Source organism: uncultured Nitrosomonas sp. (assembly GCF_902826915.1).
In the GTDB taxonomy this organism is placed as follows: Bacteria; Pseudomonadota; Gammaproteobacteria; order Burkholderiales; family Nitrosomonadaceae; genus Nitrosomonas.
In genome coordinates this window covers 15062-32221 of the sequence record NZ_CADEGP010000017.1, presented here as the reverse complement: position 1 = coordinate 32221, position 17160 = coordinate 15062, and the positions used below count along the sequence as shown (strand labels likewise).

The window sequence follows — 17160 nt, the reverse complement described above, 5'->3', positions numbered from 1 at the left end:
TTAATTAACTTGTTTTGCTTTTTTAATTTTTGCACGATACATAAAGATGCCGATTAAGAATACCGGTATAACAAAAAGCGCTGCCGAAATAAGTCCTGCCGCAAGAATTGCAATCGTGCTATTTCCCGGCATAAACAAGGTTACAAACCAAATTACCAGAAAGGCTATTAACAAACCACCATAAAGCATTATTTTCCGACCGCGGTCATACAATCGCCAGAAGGCACCAGAGACTTGCGTATCGTCAACATAATGATCAAATACTTCAGCCAAGCTATTGTCGCCCATCTCAGATTCATAACCAATGGCTACTGCCAAGGCATTGTGATCATCTTCCAGTTTGGACATTTTTCTCAGAAAATCGACACGCTTGATCGCTTTCTGTTGAGGCAATTTGTCCTGAATTAGCATCGTTTGTAATGCTGCAAAAGCTAACTCACGTGCATCCTCGATGTTCCCTAAGTTTTCTGCAAATTTCCACATTGCACCGAACAAGTACAGTTGAATTGTCATTTCGTAAAATTCTGGCGCAAAGTCATAATTCTTGCTTGCTATTAGCTCAAGCTGTGTAGCCTTAACTTCTTTAGCATGTGCGATACATGCATCCACTGTCGAAACATCTGAAGTGATAATCTCTGATGCTAGCGTTTCCACAACTGGCTTATCAGCAGCGGTATTTTTCTCATTCATTTCATAACCTCGTACTTTTTTATTTTAATCAGAACATTGATGCATATTATATACCGGCTTACCCAAACAGGAAAAAAGATCATTCCGAATGCATTACCGATGCACAATTTGAACCTAATTCTCTGAAGATCACATTGGTTTTTGATTAGATTAAAGAAATAGATAAAAATTACTAAGCATATTCTTGAAGATTCAACCGCTGCCAAATAATCGAGGTTAGGTTGGCTGAATTTAATGTATAAAAATGTAACCCGGGCGCACCAGCTTTTAATAAGCGCTCGCAGAGATTCGTCACAACATCCAAACCGAATGCTTGGATTGACACGCTATCATCGCTATACCCCTCCAGTTTCTTGCGAATCCACCGGGGAATCTCAGCGCCACAAGTATCTGAAAATCTGACAAGCTGAGAGAATTTATTAATCGGCATAATTCCAGGTACTATCGGAATATCTAACCCCGCTGCCTCACAAGATTCAACGAAATGAAAATAGGCATCAGCGCTATAAAAATACTGAGTAATCGCCGAATTTGCACCAGTATCAATTTTACGCTTAAAATTCTCAAAATCCGTTTGCGCAGATCGAGCTTGCGGGTGGTATTCCGGGTACGCGGCCACCTCAATATGAAATGACGAGCCAAATTCTTTCCGAATAAAGGCGACTAGTTCACTGGCATAACGAAATTCTCCAGCTTGCGCCATTCCCGACGGCAAATCACCGCGTAGGGCAACAATGTGGCGGATGCCAATCTCAGAATATTTTTCTAGAATAGTTCGAATATTTTGCTGCGTTGAACCGATGCATGATAGATGCGGCGCAACCACATGCCCTTCCGATTGAATTTCAAGTACTGTTTCAAACGTCCGCTCGCGTGTTGATCCACCTGCACCAAAGGTTACCGAAAAAAATTTGGGATTAAATTGTGCCAGCTGCTGACGTGTAAGCCGCAATTTCTCGATACCTTGTGGAGTTTGTGGTGGAAAAAGCTCAAAACTGAAAGTTGGAGAAAATTTTTTTTGTGAGTCCATCAATGCAAGCCTATGAATTGTAATATTAACACTATTGACACTGATACTTATCACCCTGGTTTTGGGAGATCTTTATCAGCGAGAGGAACAATCAAACCAGAAAAAATTAATTGCTCCTCTGTTCAAATGATTAATATCGGTACATTTCAGGCTTATAAGGGCCATTCTTATCTAGGCCCAAATATTTTGCTTGTTCATCCGTCAGTTCTGTAAGTTTCACTCCAAGCTTACCTATATGCAATCGCGCAACTTTTTCATCCAGTCGTTTCGGTAATACATAGACACTCTTTTGGTAATTCGCGCCATTCTGCCACAACTCCATTTGCGCCAATACCTGATTAGTAAATGAACTGGACATAACAAAAGAGGGATGTCCCGTGCCGCATCCCAGATTGACCAATCTACCCTGCGCCAGCACAATAATACGCCGCCCCGTTGGGAAAATAACATGATCAACTTGCGGCTTGATATTCTCCCATTCATATTTCTGAATAGAAGCGATATCGATTTCCGAATCAAAATGGCCAATATTGCAGATTATCGCCTGATCCTTCATTTTCAACATATGATCATGCGTGATTACGCGCAAATTACCCGTTGCAGTCACAAAAATATCCGCCTGATCACAAGCATCGTTCATCGTAACAACGCGATAGCCTTCCATTGCTGCTTGTAATGCGCAAATAGGATCAATCTCGGTAATCCACACCGTTGCTCCCAAACCACGTAACGACTGAGCGCAACCTTTACCGACATCTCCATAACCGCAAACCACAGCAATTTTTCCGGCAATCATTACATCTGTTGCCCGCTTGATGCCATCAACCAACGATTCTCTACAACCATAAAGATTATCAAACTTTGACTTGGTGACAGAATCGTTTACATTAAATGCTGGAAACGGCAGCGTTCCGTTTTTATGCATTTCGTATAATCGGTGCACCCCAGTCGTGGTTTCTTCTGTTACACCTCGTATCCTAGCAAGATTCGTTGAATACCAGTTTGACCGTGAAGCCAACTTATTTTTAATCGAAGCAAACAAAGCAGTTTCTTCTTCGTTGCCCGGATTTGCGATCACCGCAGGATCTCTCTCAGCTTTAGCGCCCAGAATGAGCAATAGTGTGGCATCGCCACCATCATCCAAGATCATATTGGCGCCATGTGATAGCCCATCAACCGACCACTCAAAGATCTGATGAGCATATTCCCAATAATCACTCAGAGATTCACCCTTATAGGCAAAAACTGGAATATTTTGGGCAGCAATAGCTGCAGCTGCATGATCCTGAGTAGAAAAAATATTACAGGACGCCCAACGTACTTCTGCACCTAACGCCACTAATGTTTCAATTAATACAGCAGTCTGGATTGTCATATGCAGAGAACCTGCAATGCATGCACCTGCCAGTGGTTTCTGATTTGCATACTCATTGCGCAATGCCATTAAACCTGGCATTTCCGTCTCGGCGATCGCAATTTCTTTACGTCCCCACTCTGCCAATGAGATATCAGCAATCTTATAGTCAGTAAAGAAGCTACCGTCGGGATTAAGCACAGCGTTCATAATTATCTCCTCAAAGTATGAACGAGCGCCGTTGTAACTGTACCCGCCATGATGAGCCTCACGGAACAAGCCGTTGCAGCGCTCCTCACCACAGGGGAAGAATTGATTAAGTCTTATTAATAAAAAAGAAAAATGAGAATATAACTAAAACTTATAACCCAGCATCGATACGTAATTGCGCAGCCTTATCCGTGGCCTCCCAAGTAAACTCAGGGAGTTCACGCCCAAAATGCCCATACGCCGCAGTCTTCGCGTAGATTGGGCGTAGTAGATGAAGCGCATGAATTATAGCCCGAGGACGCAAATCAAAATGCTTTTCTATCAATTGCCCAATCTTTTCATCAGCTATCTTGCCAGTACCAAATGTATTGACCATTAGCGAAACGGGCCGTGCAACACCGATAGCATAGGCAACTTGCACTTCACATTTACTGGCAATTCCAGCAGCCACAATATTCTTTGCGACATAACGCCCAGCATAAGTTGCTGACCGATCAACTTTGGATGGATCTTTTCCAGAAAAAGCACCGCCACCGTGATGTGCCGAACCACCATAACTATCAACAATGATTTTTCGCCCGGTTAATCCACAATCACCCATCGGACCACCAACAACAAAACGCCCGGTTGGATTGACCAAATACTTAGTGTGATTACTGATCAATTCAGACGGCAACGCAGGTTTAATAATTTCTTCAATCACCGCTTCAGTCAATGTTTGGCGCGAAACATCCGGATCATGCTGAGTTGAAATTACGACAGTCTCAATACTTTTTGGTTTATCGTTTTGGTATCGTACCGACACTTGCGATTTGGCATCCGGACGCAACCAAGCCAATTGTCCCTTCTTTCTTAGCTCAGCTTGACGTTCAACTAAGCGATGCGCATAAAAAATAGGCATCGGCATTAACTGCGGCGTTTCGTTGCAAGCAAATCCAAACATCAAACCCTGATCACCTGCACCTTGCTCCATTTCTTCTTCTTCTGATCGATTGACGCCTTGAGCAATATCCGGGGATTGTTTGTTAAAAGCAGTCAGAACAGCACAAGTGATTGAATCAAAGCCTATATTTGAACTGGTGTAACCAATATTCTTGACCGTCTCACGTGCAATAATATTATAATCCACAGAAGCGTGCGTTGTTATCTCACCCGATAATACAATTAAGCCAGTACTACATAGCGTTTCACATGCGACTCGTGCATTAGCGTCTTGACTCAGAATCGCATCCAATACAGCATCTGAAATTTGATCAGCAACCTTATCAGGGTGTCCTTCAGAAACAGATTCAGACGTAAAAAGATATTCACTCATAGTTTATGATAATTAAAATTTTGAAAAGTGGCGCAACGTTGAAGGAAGATGGTTGAGAAACTTTCTACATCGCCGTACAGCATAAAAAATATGCGGGCACAAAACGCAGCACATTTATCAAATATAAACAGCGCTTCTATACCCACTCTTACTTTGTATCGATTTCTTTGAGAACGTTTTCCGACAGCCTGTTAAGTATACCTGATTGCATTTTGGGATTCAGCCAATCACAGCGATAATATTATGATCTATGTTCGGTTTTACGGATGCATTCAAACTTGGCTTTGATCTGCATCCTGATGGCCATCATTCATGACGCGTTGTAACCAATTACTGATATCGACAACCTCCTCCCCACACACGGAGTGTGCCATTGGATACTCATGCCACTCGATTCGATAATTAGCGGCGCATAACTTTTCTTTCGAAGCAATCGCATTTGCGATAGGGATTACCATATCAGAACTACCATGCGCCATGAATATGGGTATCGCAGCATTCATTACACTGGCCTCTGTCGCAAAAGCTTCAGCAAGCGGCAAGTAGCATGATAATGCGACAACCCCGCCCAATGGCAAAGGATGACGTAACCCAACATGCAATGCCAGAGCTCCTCCTTGAGAAAATCCTGCCAGGAAAATATTTTTTGCTAATATACCGCGCTGCATTTCCCTTTCAATCAAGGCAGTTATTGCAACTTGCGAGCCACGGATACCCAGCTCATCTTGATGACAACTAAAATCAGAAGAAAAAATATCATACCAAGCGCGCATAATATATCCATTATTGATACTAACTGGGCGTTCCGGTGCATGTGGAAAAACAAATCGAATCGGCTTCTCGGTTAATAACTCTAGCTCATTGACAATGGGCACGAAGTCATTCCCATCGGCACCCAGTCCATGTAACCAAATAATGGCATAAATGGGGCTAGGATTTGTTTCAATCTCAATGGCAGGTAAAAAATTAGTTGTATTAGCTATCATATAAAACAATAACTCTTGTCACATTGACATAATAAATTGATAGGATAGAATCTGCTCAACTTAATTTTAAGTGTTAGGCACAAAGGAAGCTATGAGACGCAGAGACTTTATAAAACTATTCGGAACCAGTGCACTGTCGCTTTCTGTTTCACCTTCCATCGCGACACAACTACTCTCTTCCGATTACAGCAAATGGGCCAGTTATCGTATATCCTACCAAATTGTGCTTCCAGCTAGCGGCAAATCTGCTCATTTATGGCTTCCATTACCCGACAGCAACGACTCAGACACGGTTTTTCAATTTACTCAAGGTAACAACTGGTATGGCAATGCGACTAAAGCTTCATTTTCTACGTTAGGCGCAGATCCATTTCCCATATTTAATGCGGTGTGGCATGGTAAGCAGCAAAGCGATCAGCGGCATGTCACTGTCAACTGTATTGTCAAGACGGTTCACCACGCTATTGATCCAACACTTTACCCAGAAAATAAAAGCCCAGCATTACCGAATAGTATCAGGAATTATATTAATCCAACCCAATTGAAGCAAACTAATGGCATTGTGCGCGAAACCGCACACTCAATTATCAAGGAGAAAAACGCCGCGACTCCATTAGAGCAAGCCAGAGCTATTTATGACTGGATAATCGATAATACACAATATAATGAAAACACTCGTGGACGCGGGCAAGGCAATGTCACATACATGCTCGAAAAGAATGAACTCAATGGAAAATGCGTTGATCTCAATTCGTTGTTTGTCGCACTTGTAAAAGCAACTGATATTCCAGCACGAAACCAGTATGGAATCCGCATCAACGATTCGGATTTACATGACAGTATTGGGCAATATGGTGATATCAGTCAATCTCAGCATTGCCGTGCGGAATTTTTTCTGGCAGGACGTGGTTGGATACCAGTCAATCCGTCCGATGTCCTGCAAGTATCAAAACTAGGTGGTCTGGCACTGGATGATCCAAAAATCGTTCAACTCAGAGAACAATTCTTCGGTTCCTGGGAAATGAATTGGCTGGCATTTAATCATGCCGAAGATCTAGCGCTTAGTCCTAATAGTTCTGGAAAACTTCCTTTCTTCATGTATCCACATGCAGAAATTGATGGAAACTCGTTAGATAATCTGGATCATGAGAATTTTTCGTACAAAATCACTTCTGCGGAGCTTGTTGGAACGGGCATTAAGTTTTAAACACTCTGACATTATGGCCAACGCTCCGGCCTGAGCAACTAGACCCTGCCACAAAAATCATATCAGGTTTCGATGGGAAGCGTTCCCAAGCGTTCCATCAAATAGCATAAGCAATCTTGGCGAATAATCCTGATATCTCGCGTAAGCATAGCGGGCATGACAGGACGCCGAGTCATTAACTCTCCCGCTTTGATTTCAAAATAATAATCGCTGATATCAAGATCAGCTGCGTTGCGGGTACAAAGCGGGATTAGATTCTCATCTATCACGCGCCCCAACCGTGTACCTGTCTTTAATTCACGAAAATTGTATTGATCAATACGTTCTTCCAAACATAAATCGGATACGCCGGCGCCAATGCTTAAGCTGACAGTTTCCGGCACAGTAACCACAGCCACACTATGAAACAAGTCAAGATCGTGTTTGGCAACTGGGTGCTTTGGGAAATCAGACAGATGTAATGCGCCCTCGACAAAAACTGCGGCATGATCCACGCCACTTTTTCCTCCAGGTTTCCCACATTCCAAGGTCACTGCCGGACAAAGGCAAGCAAAGGCTTCAGACTGAACCCCCTTGGGAGAAGTAAAATATACAACAATGCGTGAAAACATGGTTGCCAAGTGCAAAAAGGCATTATCCAAACGATTAATACACGCGTAGTGGGGGTTTAATCCACTGTTATTATGAATATCAATACTTGCAAATACGCCACGCTGCGCCATTATTTCGGTCACCTTCCGTGCCATGCGGTGTTCTGGAGCCGTATCATCTCTTCCTGCTGGCCAGATTCGGTTATAGTCCAATTGTTTTTCCAGACGCCGCACACCTTGACGCGCAGCGTCCACATTGCCTACAAAAAGTGAAAGTGCACGCGGCAAAGAAGCATTTTGATATTTCTTTAATACTTCCTGCATCGCTTTCAACCCGGTATCTTCATTGCCATGGAGCAAAATGGATACAAACAATGGCGCACCCTGACGTCCAGGAAGGTGAATCAAGGTTGGGCCGGGTAAAATGGTATGCAGCTCTGTAGCTTCAACTTGCAGCAAATCCTCCGGCAAACTATTCAACTCAGTCAACATGCTGATACCCCCACTCATGCACAGGCGCACCAGTGCGCTGTCTCTCAAGATAAGCAGCAACAAGTTGCAGATTGTCTGCCTGATATTTCTGGCGATAAGCTCGCTGCCAAACAGCACCGGTTTGGCCAGACTGTGTCCGCTTTTCGATAATGCCCAGATAATGATCAATATCGATTCTATCAACTTTCAAACTTCTTAGACCTTGTCGCGCCATGGGTAAAATTTCCTCCAGCAACAGCGTTTTTGCGTCAGTGGCTCTCTCATCCCACCATCCCATCTGTGCATGCAATCCTTCACGTGCCGCAGCATAAAAATTAGTGCGTGCTTGCTTAAAACTGAGCCGCGACTCGGGTGCATCGTGCATGCTCACGAGGAAACGAGCTAATCCAAAATATAAGGCCGCATTTGCCATCATGTCGACAATGGTCGGACCGGCCGGTAATACGCGCTGCTCAATGCGTAAATGCGGGGTACCATCGGGATCAAAACCAATCAAAGGCCTAATCCAACGCCAGATGGTCCCATTGTGTAGTCTCAGGTGTTCAAACTGTTGAGGCGGGGTATCCACTAACATAGGAAGCAAGACCGGGTGCGTTGCAATATTATGTGCAAAACACTCAAACAAAGATTCTCGCGCGTAATCTTGCCCAAAACTGACGCGATGATTTTCAAAATTTGCTTCGTCAACGATTTCGACCGATTGCTCAAATAATGGTACACGCGTTTCATCCCATAAGTCAGCGCCAAACAAGAAGGGAGAATTTCCTGCCGCAGCCAGCAAAGGCCCGGCCGCTATGATGGATGCATTGAAATAACGAACTGCATTGCGTTGAGCGCATTGCAAGTGAAGCTGAAATGATGTTGCAGCAGCTTCCATCATCACATCGGGATGATGGATATCCAGATTTTCACGCCCCTTAATTCGAATACGAAGTGGCCGGCCAACCCGCCGCATCACCACCTGTTCATTTAACGCGCGATAACGTTTAAGATCGGACATATTCGCAAGACTCAGATCTTTTTGCCGCACAGTGGGCAAAATCCCAATCATCATTAACATGCTATCCATTCCATGCGCAACTTCCTGACATTGCTGCCAATTTTGACTGATCTCCTTGAAAATTTCCGATAGCACATCCCCACTTAACGGCAGAGGAACCCCATTGAGTTCCGCATTAAAACAAGAAAGCTCTGGCACCACCAAAGGATTGTTAAGGCGGGTCAGAAAAGCTTGATTAATTGGGGACGGAAAATAATTGTGGTCAATCAGCCAAAATTCTAGCTCATACCCGCAAATCTCGCCAACATTCGAGAAATATCCTTGAGCTAATTGAGTTTGCAGTAATTCCGCTTCATTCTGTAAACGATGATTATATTCTTTAAAGGTTTGTTCATTAAAATGCGTCTGGGAAATCTCTTGGCCCATCTATAAATCCATAGTAAAGGTGTGAATCCATCGAATACAAGTAAGATGACAGTTTCATCACCCTAAAGCAATGTAGCAAAGATTGGTAATCAGGTCAAAACGATCACTCATCCATGATTTCGCTTGATGACAACTGCCTGCATAGTTCAAATCAATGATGCTGATAATAACAGCAGGATAAAATTTTCTTTTTCAGTGGCAACCATTTTCTTCTATAGTAAAACCACTGTATTCACGCTAACTTAATGGTATTTGAGAAATAATCTGCAAACTGAATTCCATCTATGGGGAATTTCAAAATGAAATTTCATCATCCAATATTCACTTTATTATTGTTGAGCATTGCAACCAGTGGATTAGCAGTCAATACAACACTAAAAGCTGCCGAAGTTGCAGTAAATTCTGCGGGAGAGCGCCTAGATAATCCTATCCCAAACCCGATTCAGAAAGGCTCTATTCGATTACGATTGAAACAAATTGCAACTGGCCTGATGCACCCAATTGGGCGGTTTTTGCCCCAAGCGATTCTGAGCACTTGTACACAAATGATCAAACAGGAAAATTGTGGCGTATCGATTTGACAAGTGGCGATAAGTTTTTTATGGACTTCTCCAGCTTGCTAGTTCCATTAGGAATTTCTGGTAATGATTCATTTGACGAACGCGGTTTTCTCGGTTTTGCTTTTCATCCTCAGTATGACGTGAATGAAATTTTGTATACTTATACTTCAGAGTCCGCCGAAGATACCAGTGACTTTTCCGCCATACCAACTGGTGCCAGCGCCAACCATCGCTCGGTCATCCGAGAATGGAAATTCAACTTCTCCAATATTGACCCGGATCCCGCAATACAAGAGACTCGTATATTATTGACCATTGATCAACCTCAATTCAATCACAATGGCGGCGCGCTGAATTTTGGTCCGGACGGCATGTTGTATATCGCGCTGGGTGACGGCGGCGGGGCCGATGATCGTGATTCAGATTTTATTGGCGGCCCGATGGTCGGCCATGGTGCCAATGGCAATGGACAGAATCCCGTCAATCCCTTGGGCAGTTTACTCAGAATCGATCCACTGGGAAATAATTCAGACAACGGAAAGTATGGCATACCAGTTGACAACCCTTTTGTAGATTCCGACACCATACTGCCAGAAACTTATGCCTACGGATTTCGAAACCCGTTTCGATTTTCTTTTGACTCGCTGACAGGCACACTAGTGCTTGTCGATGTCGGGCAGAACGATATTGAAGAAGTTAATCTGGTTGAATCTGGAGGAAATTACGGTTGGGGACTGAAAGAAGGCAGTTTTCGCTTTGAACCCAATGGCAATGACGCAGGATTTGTAACCGACGACACCGTAGTAGGAAATTTCATCCACCCAGTGATTCAATATGATCATGACGAAGGTATCGCCATCATCGGCGGATTTGTCTATCGCGGCAATGCCATCCCTGCCCTGCAAGGAAAATACGTATTTGGCGACACCGCCAAAACCGGCAATAGCGATGGGCGAATTTTTTATTCCGATGGCAGTAAAATTCTGGAATTAGACCTGACCGATCGCGATCAGCCTGATTTCTGGGTGCTTGGTTTCGGACAAGATGGCGATGGCGAACTCTATGTGCTAGGCAATACCACAGGCACGCCTTTTGGAAGCACGGGCACGGTGTACAAACTGATTCCCAATGCCAGCTTTGAAGATAACTTACTCGAAATACCTGCAGTCAGAATCACCTTGGCAGGTGGCGAGAACACTATTTATCGCGCTCGCCTGCAACATGTTCCAGTGAGCGATCCAATGCGCTTTGAGCTGATAGCCGCTGAGATATTAGCCAGTCGTTTTCGTGACGACAGCGCCACTTTTGATCCTTCCACTGGCAAACTCAATCTTTCCTTTATCAATGTTGCCAATACCAGCGGCCAGATATTTACCTATTCCGTTGAGTTGCAGCAAGTACCTGGGCAGCCAAACCTAACATTCGAACTCAAACAATTTGAACAAGTTAAGTGAAAACAGGTTGCTACGATGCATGAATGAGCCACCATTTTCCTTGACACACCTGCTACAGGTCAGGTAAGTTCCGTCCTCACATTTTAGGTGCCTGCAAGTGCTTTTCTTGAAGGTTAAACGGGAAGCTGGTGCGCTCTGAATAAATTTGAGCAATGCCAGCACTGCCCCCGCAACGGTAAATGAGTAAACCATCTGCTTTATGCCACTGTACGACAACACGGGAAGGCGCAGATCTGGAATTTATTCCGCTCATAAGTCCGGAGACCGGCCTGAAGTAAACATACTACGGTGTTGCGGAGGGCAATCAGTGGCATTTCGGTTAGCTTTCCTACAAGCTGTTCTGTTTGTCCATTTTCCGATTCTTCTCTGCATGCCTTAATTTTTAAATTTGACAACGCGCGGGTGTGCGCGAAGGAACCAGATCATGCAAAAATGCCACCTTCCGGCACTGGCCATGCTATGGTTGGGTATAACAACATCGATATTCGCAGCGAATGCGGATCATCAGGAAAAACCGGTTATTGTTACCGCAACACGCACAGCGCAGACTGCCGATGCTGCACTGGCTTCGGTAACAGTGATTACCCGCAAAGACATTGAGCGTCAACAGGCACGCTCGATTCAAGACTTATTTCGCGGTGTGCCAGGTGTTAACGTAGTCAATCAGGGCGGAGCCGGTAAAGCAACCTTTATTCAAATGCGTGGCACCGAGTCGGATCAAGTTCTGGTAATGATCGACAACATCAAGGTTGGATCCGCCACGTCTGGCACGACCGCGTTTGAAAACATTCCAATTGAACAGATTGAACGGATAGAGATTGTGCGCGGTCCACGCTCAAGTCTTTATGGTTCCGAGGCTATTGGTGGCGTCATTCATATCTTTACACGCAAAGGTGATGGCTCCGGATTGAAGCAGAATTTTGGTTTTGGTGGCGGCAGTTTCGGCACACTGGAAGGCTCTACAGGTTTGTCGTATGGCGGCAAACAGGGCTGGTTTAATATGACTGCCAGCGGTATTGGAACCCAAGGATTTAATGCCTGTAGCGGTTCTAGCAGTGCTGGCTGTTTTATTAATGAACCTCAACCTGATCGGGATGGCTATCGCAATGTCGCCGGTTCTGCGCGCGCTGGATATCGCTTCCAGAATGGATTAGAAATCGATGGTAGTTTTATGCAATCTGCCGGAAATTCACAATTTGATGGCAGTTTCGCCAACAAAGCCGTTTTAATGCAGCAGGTTCTGGGCGGTACAGCACGATACTCCCCGCTAGATTTCTGGCGCATTAATCTGATTGGTGGCCGTAGCAGGGAGGATTCAGACAATTTTCTTAATACTGCTACGCTTGGCACGACATTTCAAAACCGATTTAATACAATACGCGATACCATTTCAGTGCTAAATGACTTCACCGTGAATCCCAATCACTTGCTGACTATCGGCATGGATTATCAGAAAGACCATGTCAAAAGCACCGAAGCGTTTACCGTACATTCGCGTAACAACTGGGGTGTTTTTGCACAACATCAGGCCACTATTGCTAAACATGATTTCCAGCTATCATTGCGACATGATGATAATCAGCAATTTGGCAGTCGAGTGACAGGCGGAGCTGGCTGGGGCTACCCGCTTACGGAAAATACCCGCTTACTCTTTAATTTCGGCAGTGCCTTTAAAGCTCCAACGTTCAACGAGTTGTATTATCCTTTTTCCAGCAATCCCAATCTGCGCCCGGAGGATTCGCGCAGCTATGAGTTTGGCATTCGTGGCAAAATGGATTGGGGCAATTGGTCGTTAAATCTGTTTGAAACCCATATTAAACATCTGATCGCATTTGATGCCGAAACTTTTGCACCGGTTAATGTTGACAAAGCGCGTATCCGCGGATTTGAAGGTATATTCAGCACACAGATCAAAGGCTGGCAATTCAATACTAACCTGACACTCCTAAATCCAGAAGATCGTTCGTCCGGGCTAAATCGCGGCAATATATTACCACGGCGTGCCGAACAATCATTTCGAGTCGATGCAGATCGCCAGTTCGGTCAGTACACAATGGGTGCGATGCTATTGGTCGAAGGTCAGCGCTACGATAATCTCGCCAATACCCGCAAATTGGACAGTTATGTTAAATTTGATCTTCGCGCTGAATATATCTTTAATAGACATTGGCGTTTGCAGGGGCGTATTGAAAACTTATTTAATGAGCGCTATGAAACAGCAGCATTCTATAATCAGCCTGGGCGAAATTTCTTTGCCATGGTACGTTATCAACCTTAATTAAGGAGTCAATTATGTTGACTTTATCTACTCGCAGTCAAATAGCAATTGGATTATTGCTGGTATCTTTGATGATACTTACCCGTAGCCATCATTTTGCCTCCACACATAATCTGGCGGATGCTTCCTGGGTCATTTTCTTTCTTGCGGGCGTGTATCTGCCTTCCACATGGCCATTATTAGGCCTCTTTGCGCTGAGTTGGTGGCTTGACTTTGCTGCGACTAACTGGGGAGGTGTGAGTGATTATTGTTTGACTCCGGCCTATGTATTTCTGTTACCCGCGTACGCTTCCTTATGGTTGTCTGGTCGCTGGTATACCCAACGATATCAGTTCGCATCAAGCACTCTAATGCCACTTTCTATCAGTGTCATCGTCGGTTTAATCTTATGCGGACTATTCTCTAGTGGTGGTTTTTATTTCTTTTCCGGCCACATTACAGAAACAAATCTCAATGAATTCGGCGACCAACTAATCAAATACTTACCGCTCTATATCGAAACATTCGTGTTCTACCTGGGTGTCGCTGTTTTAATTCACACGCTATTTACGTTGATCTCTCAGCAATTCAATTCAAACAACACCACAGGGTGACAACATGGTCGAGTCCGACCACACAAAGCGTTATCGTACACGTATGCAACGTAAAAAAGAAGTTATTGATGAGGCAATAGCACGCGCGGATCGTGAACAAGGCTTACTGCTGATTCTAACAGGAAACGGCAAAGGCAAATCCAGTTCGGCCTTTGGCATGCTCGCACGAGCACTCGGACATGGTATGCGGGTAGGCGTTGCGCAATTTATCAAAGGCCGTTCGGATACAGGCGAAGAAGCATTCTTCAGCAAACAAGATAATGTCATCTGGCATGTATTGGGTGAGGGCTTCACTTGGGACACGCAGAACCTTGAGAGAGACACCGAAACTGCGCAACGCGGCTGGGTAATCGTGCAGAAAATGCTGTGCGATTCGTCAATAAATTTGATCGTACTTGACGAATTCACCTATCCGCTTAAATTTGGCTGGCTGGATATAGCCACCGTGCTAAACGATCTGAGAAATCGCCCGAGCATGCAGCATGTTGTCATTACCGGACGGGCTGCGCCTGACGCGTTATGTGAAATGGCGGATACGGTCACTGAAATGGCCGACGTTAAACATGCTTTTCGTGCCGGTATCCAGGCACAGAAAGGTATCGATCTATAAAAACGTGCTATCTCGCACCACTAACTCTATAGGAAGTCTCTAGTGAATGAGTTATTGCTGACTAAATGTATTAACAAAATCCAAAACTTCTTGTATATGCCCAGGTACTTTAACTCCGCGCCATTCTTTTCTCAAAATACCCTGTGTATCAATTACAAAAGTACTTCGCTCAATGCCGCGAACTTGTTTGCCATACATATTCTTCATTTTCATTACACCAAACAAATCACACACTTTCTCGTCTGCATCACTTAGTAATTCAAATGGAAACTGCATTTTAGCTTTAAAGCCTTCATGCGACTTGATACTATCGCGAGATACACCAACGATAATGCAATTCATCTCTGTAAACAGATGCCAATTATCGCGAAAATTTTGACCCTCAATTGTACATCCCGGCGTATCATCTTTTGGATAAAAATAGATAATTACATTTTTACCAGTACAATTGGCCAGCGAAAATTCTTTATCGCCAGTCGAAGGTAATATGAAATCCTCTACTGCAAGATTAATTTCCGGCATTTTTATGGTACTTGTTTATCAATTACTATTTCAACATCATTGCTGCCAAGCTTAATTGGTTTGCTAAACCCTTGTAGATCGCCACTCGAAGGAACAGCTTGTCCAGATTTAGAAATTCTTGCTTCAATAATAATTTCTGGAAAACTGGACATTTTCATTGTAGGCATCATTGCCATATCGTCTGTCAATGTAAAGACTGCTGGAAGATCACTTGCTTTCAAGCGCAGGATCGCCAAAGGCATCTTAGGTCCGGTACTCGCTCGCGCATAAATAAATAGAGTATCGTTAGGTGCCGCTTTCGTAGCCAATTCAGGTTTAATGTTTACCTGTCCAGAAACTGAAAGCGCAATTGTTTCTGTTGTACCAACCACGGTATTATTAACTGGCTGAATATCTGTTTGCGTCACTGATTCATTCACCGCAATTGACTGTTCCGAAGCACCTTCTTTCCCGCCTGAAGACAATAGTTTGGCTTCAGCAATGCTATCCTTGACAGATTTTGCCAGCGGAGAATCAGGAGGTATAGTCTCCAGCAATTTTTCCCAATGTACCGAGGCTTCATTGTATTTTTCTTGCTCAAATTCCGCATGACCTGCCAGTGCTAAAGCTGGCGGGAATTCTGGATCAATCCTAAGTGCCTCATAAAGCAATTCGGTCGGTTTTCCAGCCAGAGTTCCTTGATTTTTAAGTCCCAACACACGTGCATAGTCACTCAAAATTTGTGGATTACTAGGCACCAATTCCGCCAGTTTTGCGTACGTATTACTCGCTTCCGTATAGCGTTCCATTGCTGTGTAGGTACGGCCCAACATCACCCAACCTTCGATATCCTCTGGATTATTACTCAGCCGAGCAATTAGGGTTTCCAGCGCAGCCGAGAAATCATGACCTGCAAGATCTTCGCCACCGCTGCCACGATTCATTTGTGTTGCACTGGCAAGCTGTTCCTGCGGCAATAATCCGCGCGTATCACCGATGTTTAAATACAAAAAAACTGCGCCTAATGGTAGCATCAACGCAATCACCGTCGAAAGCGCAATATTATAAATTTTTTTATTTTTCTGAATAACTACTTCTTCATGTTCAGTTACATCCTGCAACATACGTTGCTGCAGTTCCTGCTTGCTCTTGTCATATTGTTCTTGACTTAAGATATCGTTTTCCAAGTCTTTATCGAGCTCAACGAGCTGATCACGATAAACCGTAATGTTAACCGCATCATGCTCTAAGTTTTTAAGCTGCGTGTCTTTATTCCGTAATAGCGTTGGAATAATAAATAATAGCGCTGTTACAATGAAAATTCCAGAAATAATCCAAAAAGCCGTCATACGTTCTTACCTTTTTTATCCTCATTCAGTAACGCTTCCGCTTCTTTAAGCTGCTCTTGCGAAAGCGATACATCTTCTATTTGTAAACGTCGACGCTTCAAATAAACAATCAACGAACCTAATCCGATCGCAAACAAAATAGCCGGACCAAACCATAACAGGATTGTCGTCGGCTTCATGGGAGGATTATAAAGAACGAAATCCCCATATCGATCAACTAGAAACTGCACAATTTCTTTATCCGTTTTGTTGTCCTTTATTTGCTCACGAATTTCACGACGAATATCATTAGAAAATTCCGCTCTGGAGTCTGCAATGGACTCGTTCTGACAAACCAAGCAGCGTAAGTCTACGGTCAACGCCAGCATTCTTTTTTCAATATCTGGATCTTCAGCGACAGGTATAGCTTCTTTTGCCCATGTGCTAAGTGGAAAAACTGAGAACAGTACAAAAATAAAAATAGTAACTTTTACTACATCACTGAATTGACGCATCATGAAGAATGGACCCTTACA

The 17160-nt window shown here is 43.9% G+C and carries 16 protein-coding genes and 2 riboswitches; of the genes, 6 read left to right on the top strand and 10 right to left on the bottom strand.

Annotated features, from left to right (window positions below; genetic code table 11):
• From QZV86_RS04790 to QZV86_RS04770, 5 genes are all read right to left on the bottom strand, one after another.
• Complete coding sequence (locus QZV86_RS04790) at nt 1–690, bottom strand: hypothetical protein (RefSeq protein ID WP_295624574.1); 690 nt, start codon at nt 688–690, stop codon at nt 1–3.
• Between the two features lie 172 nt (nt 691–862).
• Complete coding sequence (gene metF / locus QZV86_RS04785) at nt 863–1720, bottom strand: methylenetetrahydrofolate reductase [NAD(P)H] (RefSeq protein WP_295624572.1); 858 nt, start codon at nt 1718–1720, stop codon at nt 863–865.
• A 130-nt stretch (nt 1721–1850) separates the two neighbouring features.
• Nucleotides 1851–3284: an adenosylhomocysteinase gene (gene ahcY / locus QZV86_RS04780; protein ID WP_295624570.1), complete on the bottom strand. Its 1434-nt coding sequence runs from the start codon at nt 3282–3284 to the stop codon at nt 1851–1853.
• 16 nt (nt 3285–3300) lie between these two features.
• Nucleotides 3301–3377: riboswitch (S-adenosyl-L-homocysteine riboswitch) on the bottom strand.
• 58 nt (nt 3378–3435) lie between these two features.
• Nucleotides 3436–4599, bottom strand: coding sequence for a methionine adenosyltransferase (metK, locus tag QZV86_RS04775; protein ID WP_295624568.1), 1164 nt, complete (start codon nt 4597–4599; stop codon nt 3436–3438).
• 272 nt (nt 4600–4871) lie between these two features.
• Complete coding sequence (locus tag QZV86_RS04770) at nt 4872–5585, bottom strand: dienelactone hydrolase family protein (protein ID WP_295624566.1); 714 nt, start codon at nt 5583–5585, stop codon at nt 4872–4874.
• A gap of 91 nt (nt 5586–5676) precedes the next feature.
• On the opposite strand from QZV86_RS04770, the gene QZV86_RS04765 reads away from it, so the two are divergent.
• On the top strand, nt 5677–6792 hold the full coding sequence (locus QZV86_RS04765; protein WP_295624564.1) for a transglutaminase family protein: 1116 nt from the start codon (nt 5677–5679) through the stop codon (nt 6790–6792).
• A 62-nt stretch (nt 6793–6854) separates the two neighbouring features.
• Here QZV86_RS04765 and QZV86_RS04760 read toward each other — a convergent pair whose 3' ends face one another.
• Together QZV86_RS04760 and QZV86_RS04755 are read right to left on the bottom strand one after the other, a co-directional pair.
• The gene (locus QZV86_RS04760) at nt 6855–7874 is read right to left on the bottom strand and encodes a M14 family metallopeptidase (RefSeq protein ID WP_295624562.1); all 1020 of its coding nucleotides are present in this window, start codon (nt 7872–7874) and stop codon (nt 6855–6857) included.
• On the bottom strand, nt 7864–9300 hold the full coding sequence (locus tag QZV86_RS04755; RefSeq protein ID WP_295624560.1) for a glutamate--cysteine ligase: 1437 nt from the start codon (nt 9298–9300) through the stop codon (nt 7864–7866). Before QZV86_RS04755 ends, QZV86_RS04760 begins: the two co-directional genes overlap by 11 nt.
• Nucleotides 9301–9599: 299 nt before the next feature.
• Here QZV86_RS04755 and QZV86_RS04750 point away from each other — a divergent pair, with 299 nt between their 5' ends.
• The 5 genes from QZV86_RS04750 (at nt 9600) to cobO (ending at nt 14795) form a co-directional block, all read left to right on the top strand.
• A complete protein-coding gene (locus tag QZV86_RS04750; RefSeq protein ID WP_295624558.1) occupies nt 9600–9881 on the top strand; it encodes a hypothetical protein in 282 nt (93 codons plus the stop codon).
• Between the two features lie 20 nt (nt 9882–9901).
• Entirely contained in the window at nt 9902–11314 is a 1413-nt protein-coding gene (locus QZV86_RS04745) for a PQQ-dependent sugar dehydrogenase (RefSeq protein ID WP_295624556.1), read from the top strand.
• 68 nt (nt 11315–11382) lie between these two features.
• Nucleotides 11383–11602: riboswitch (cobalamin riboswitch) on the top strand.
• Nucleotides 11603–11738: 136 nt separating this feature from the next.
• The gene (gene btuB / locus QZV86_RS04740; RefSeq protein WP_295624554.1) at nt 11739–13592 is read left to right on the top strand and encodes a TonB-dependent vitamin B12 receptor; all 1854 of its coding nucleotides are present in this window, start codon (nt 11739–11741) and stop codon (nt 13590–13592) included.
• Nucleotides 13593–13606: 14 nt separating this feature from the next.
• A complete protein-coding gene (locus tag QZV86_RS04735; RefSeq protein ID WP_295624552.1) occupies nt 13607–14185 on the top strand; it encodes a hypothetical protein in 579 nt (192 codons plus the stop codon).
• 4 nt (nt 14186–14189) lie between these two features.
• Nucleotides 14190–14795 (top strand): cob(I)yrinic acid a,c-diamide adenosyltransferase, encoded by a 606-nt coding sequence (gene cobO, locus QZV86_RS04730; RefSeq protein ID WP_295624550.1) that lies wholly within the window; start codon nt 14190–14192, stop codon nt 14793–14795.
• A gap of 51 nt (nt 14796–14846) precedes the next feature.
• Here the strand turns inward: cobO and QZV86_RS04725 are convergent, their stop codons facing one another.
• From QZV86_RS04725 to QZV86_RS04715, 3 genes are read right to left on the bottom strand one after another with little or no spacing between them, the layout of a single operon-like run.
• The gene (locus QZV86_RS04725) at nt 14847–15317 is read right to left on the bottom strand and encodes a peroxiredoxin (RefSeq protein WP_295624547.1); all 471 of its coding nucleotides are present in this window, start codon (nt 15315–15317) and stop codon (nt 14847–14849) included.
• Nucleotides 15318–15319: 2 nt separating this feature from the next.
• Nucleotides 15320–16645: a c-type cytochrome biogenesis protein CcmI gene (gene ccmI / locus QZV86_RS04720; RefSeq protein ID WP_295624545.1), complete on the bottom strand. Its 1326-nt coding sequence runs from the start codon at nt 16643–16645 to the stop codon at nt 15320–15322.
• Nucleotides 16642–17142 carry a cytochrome c-type biogenesis protein gene (locus tag QZV86_RS04715; RefSeq protein WP_295624543.1) on the bottom strand — a complete coding sequence of 167 codons (501 nt, stop codon included), beginning with the start codon at nt 17140–17142 and terminating at the stop codon, nt 16642–16644. Before QZV86_RS04715 ends, ccmI begins: the two co-directional genes overlap by 4 nt.
• Between the last annotated feature and the right edge of the window lie 18 nt (nt 17143–17160).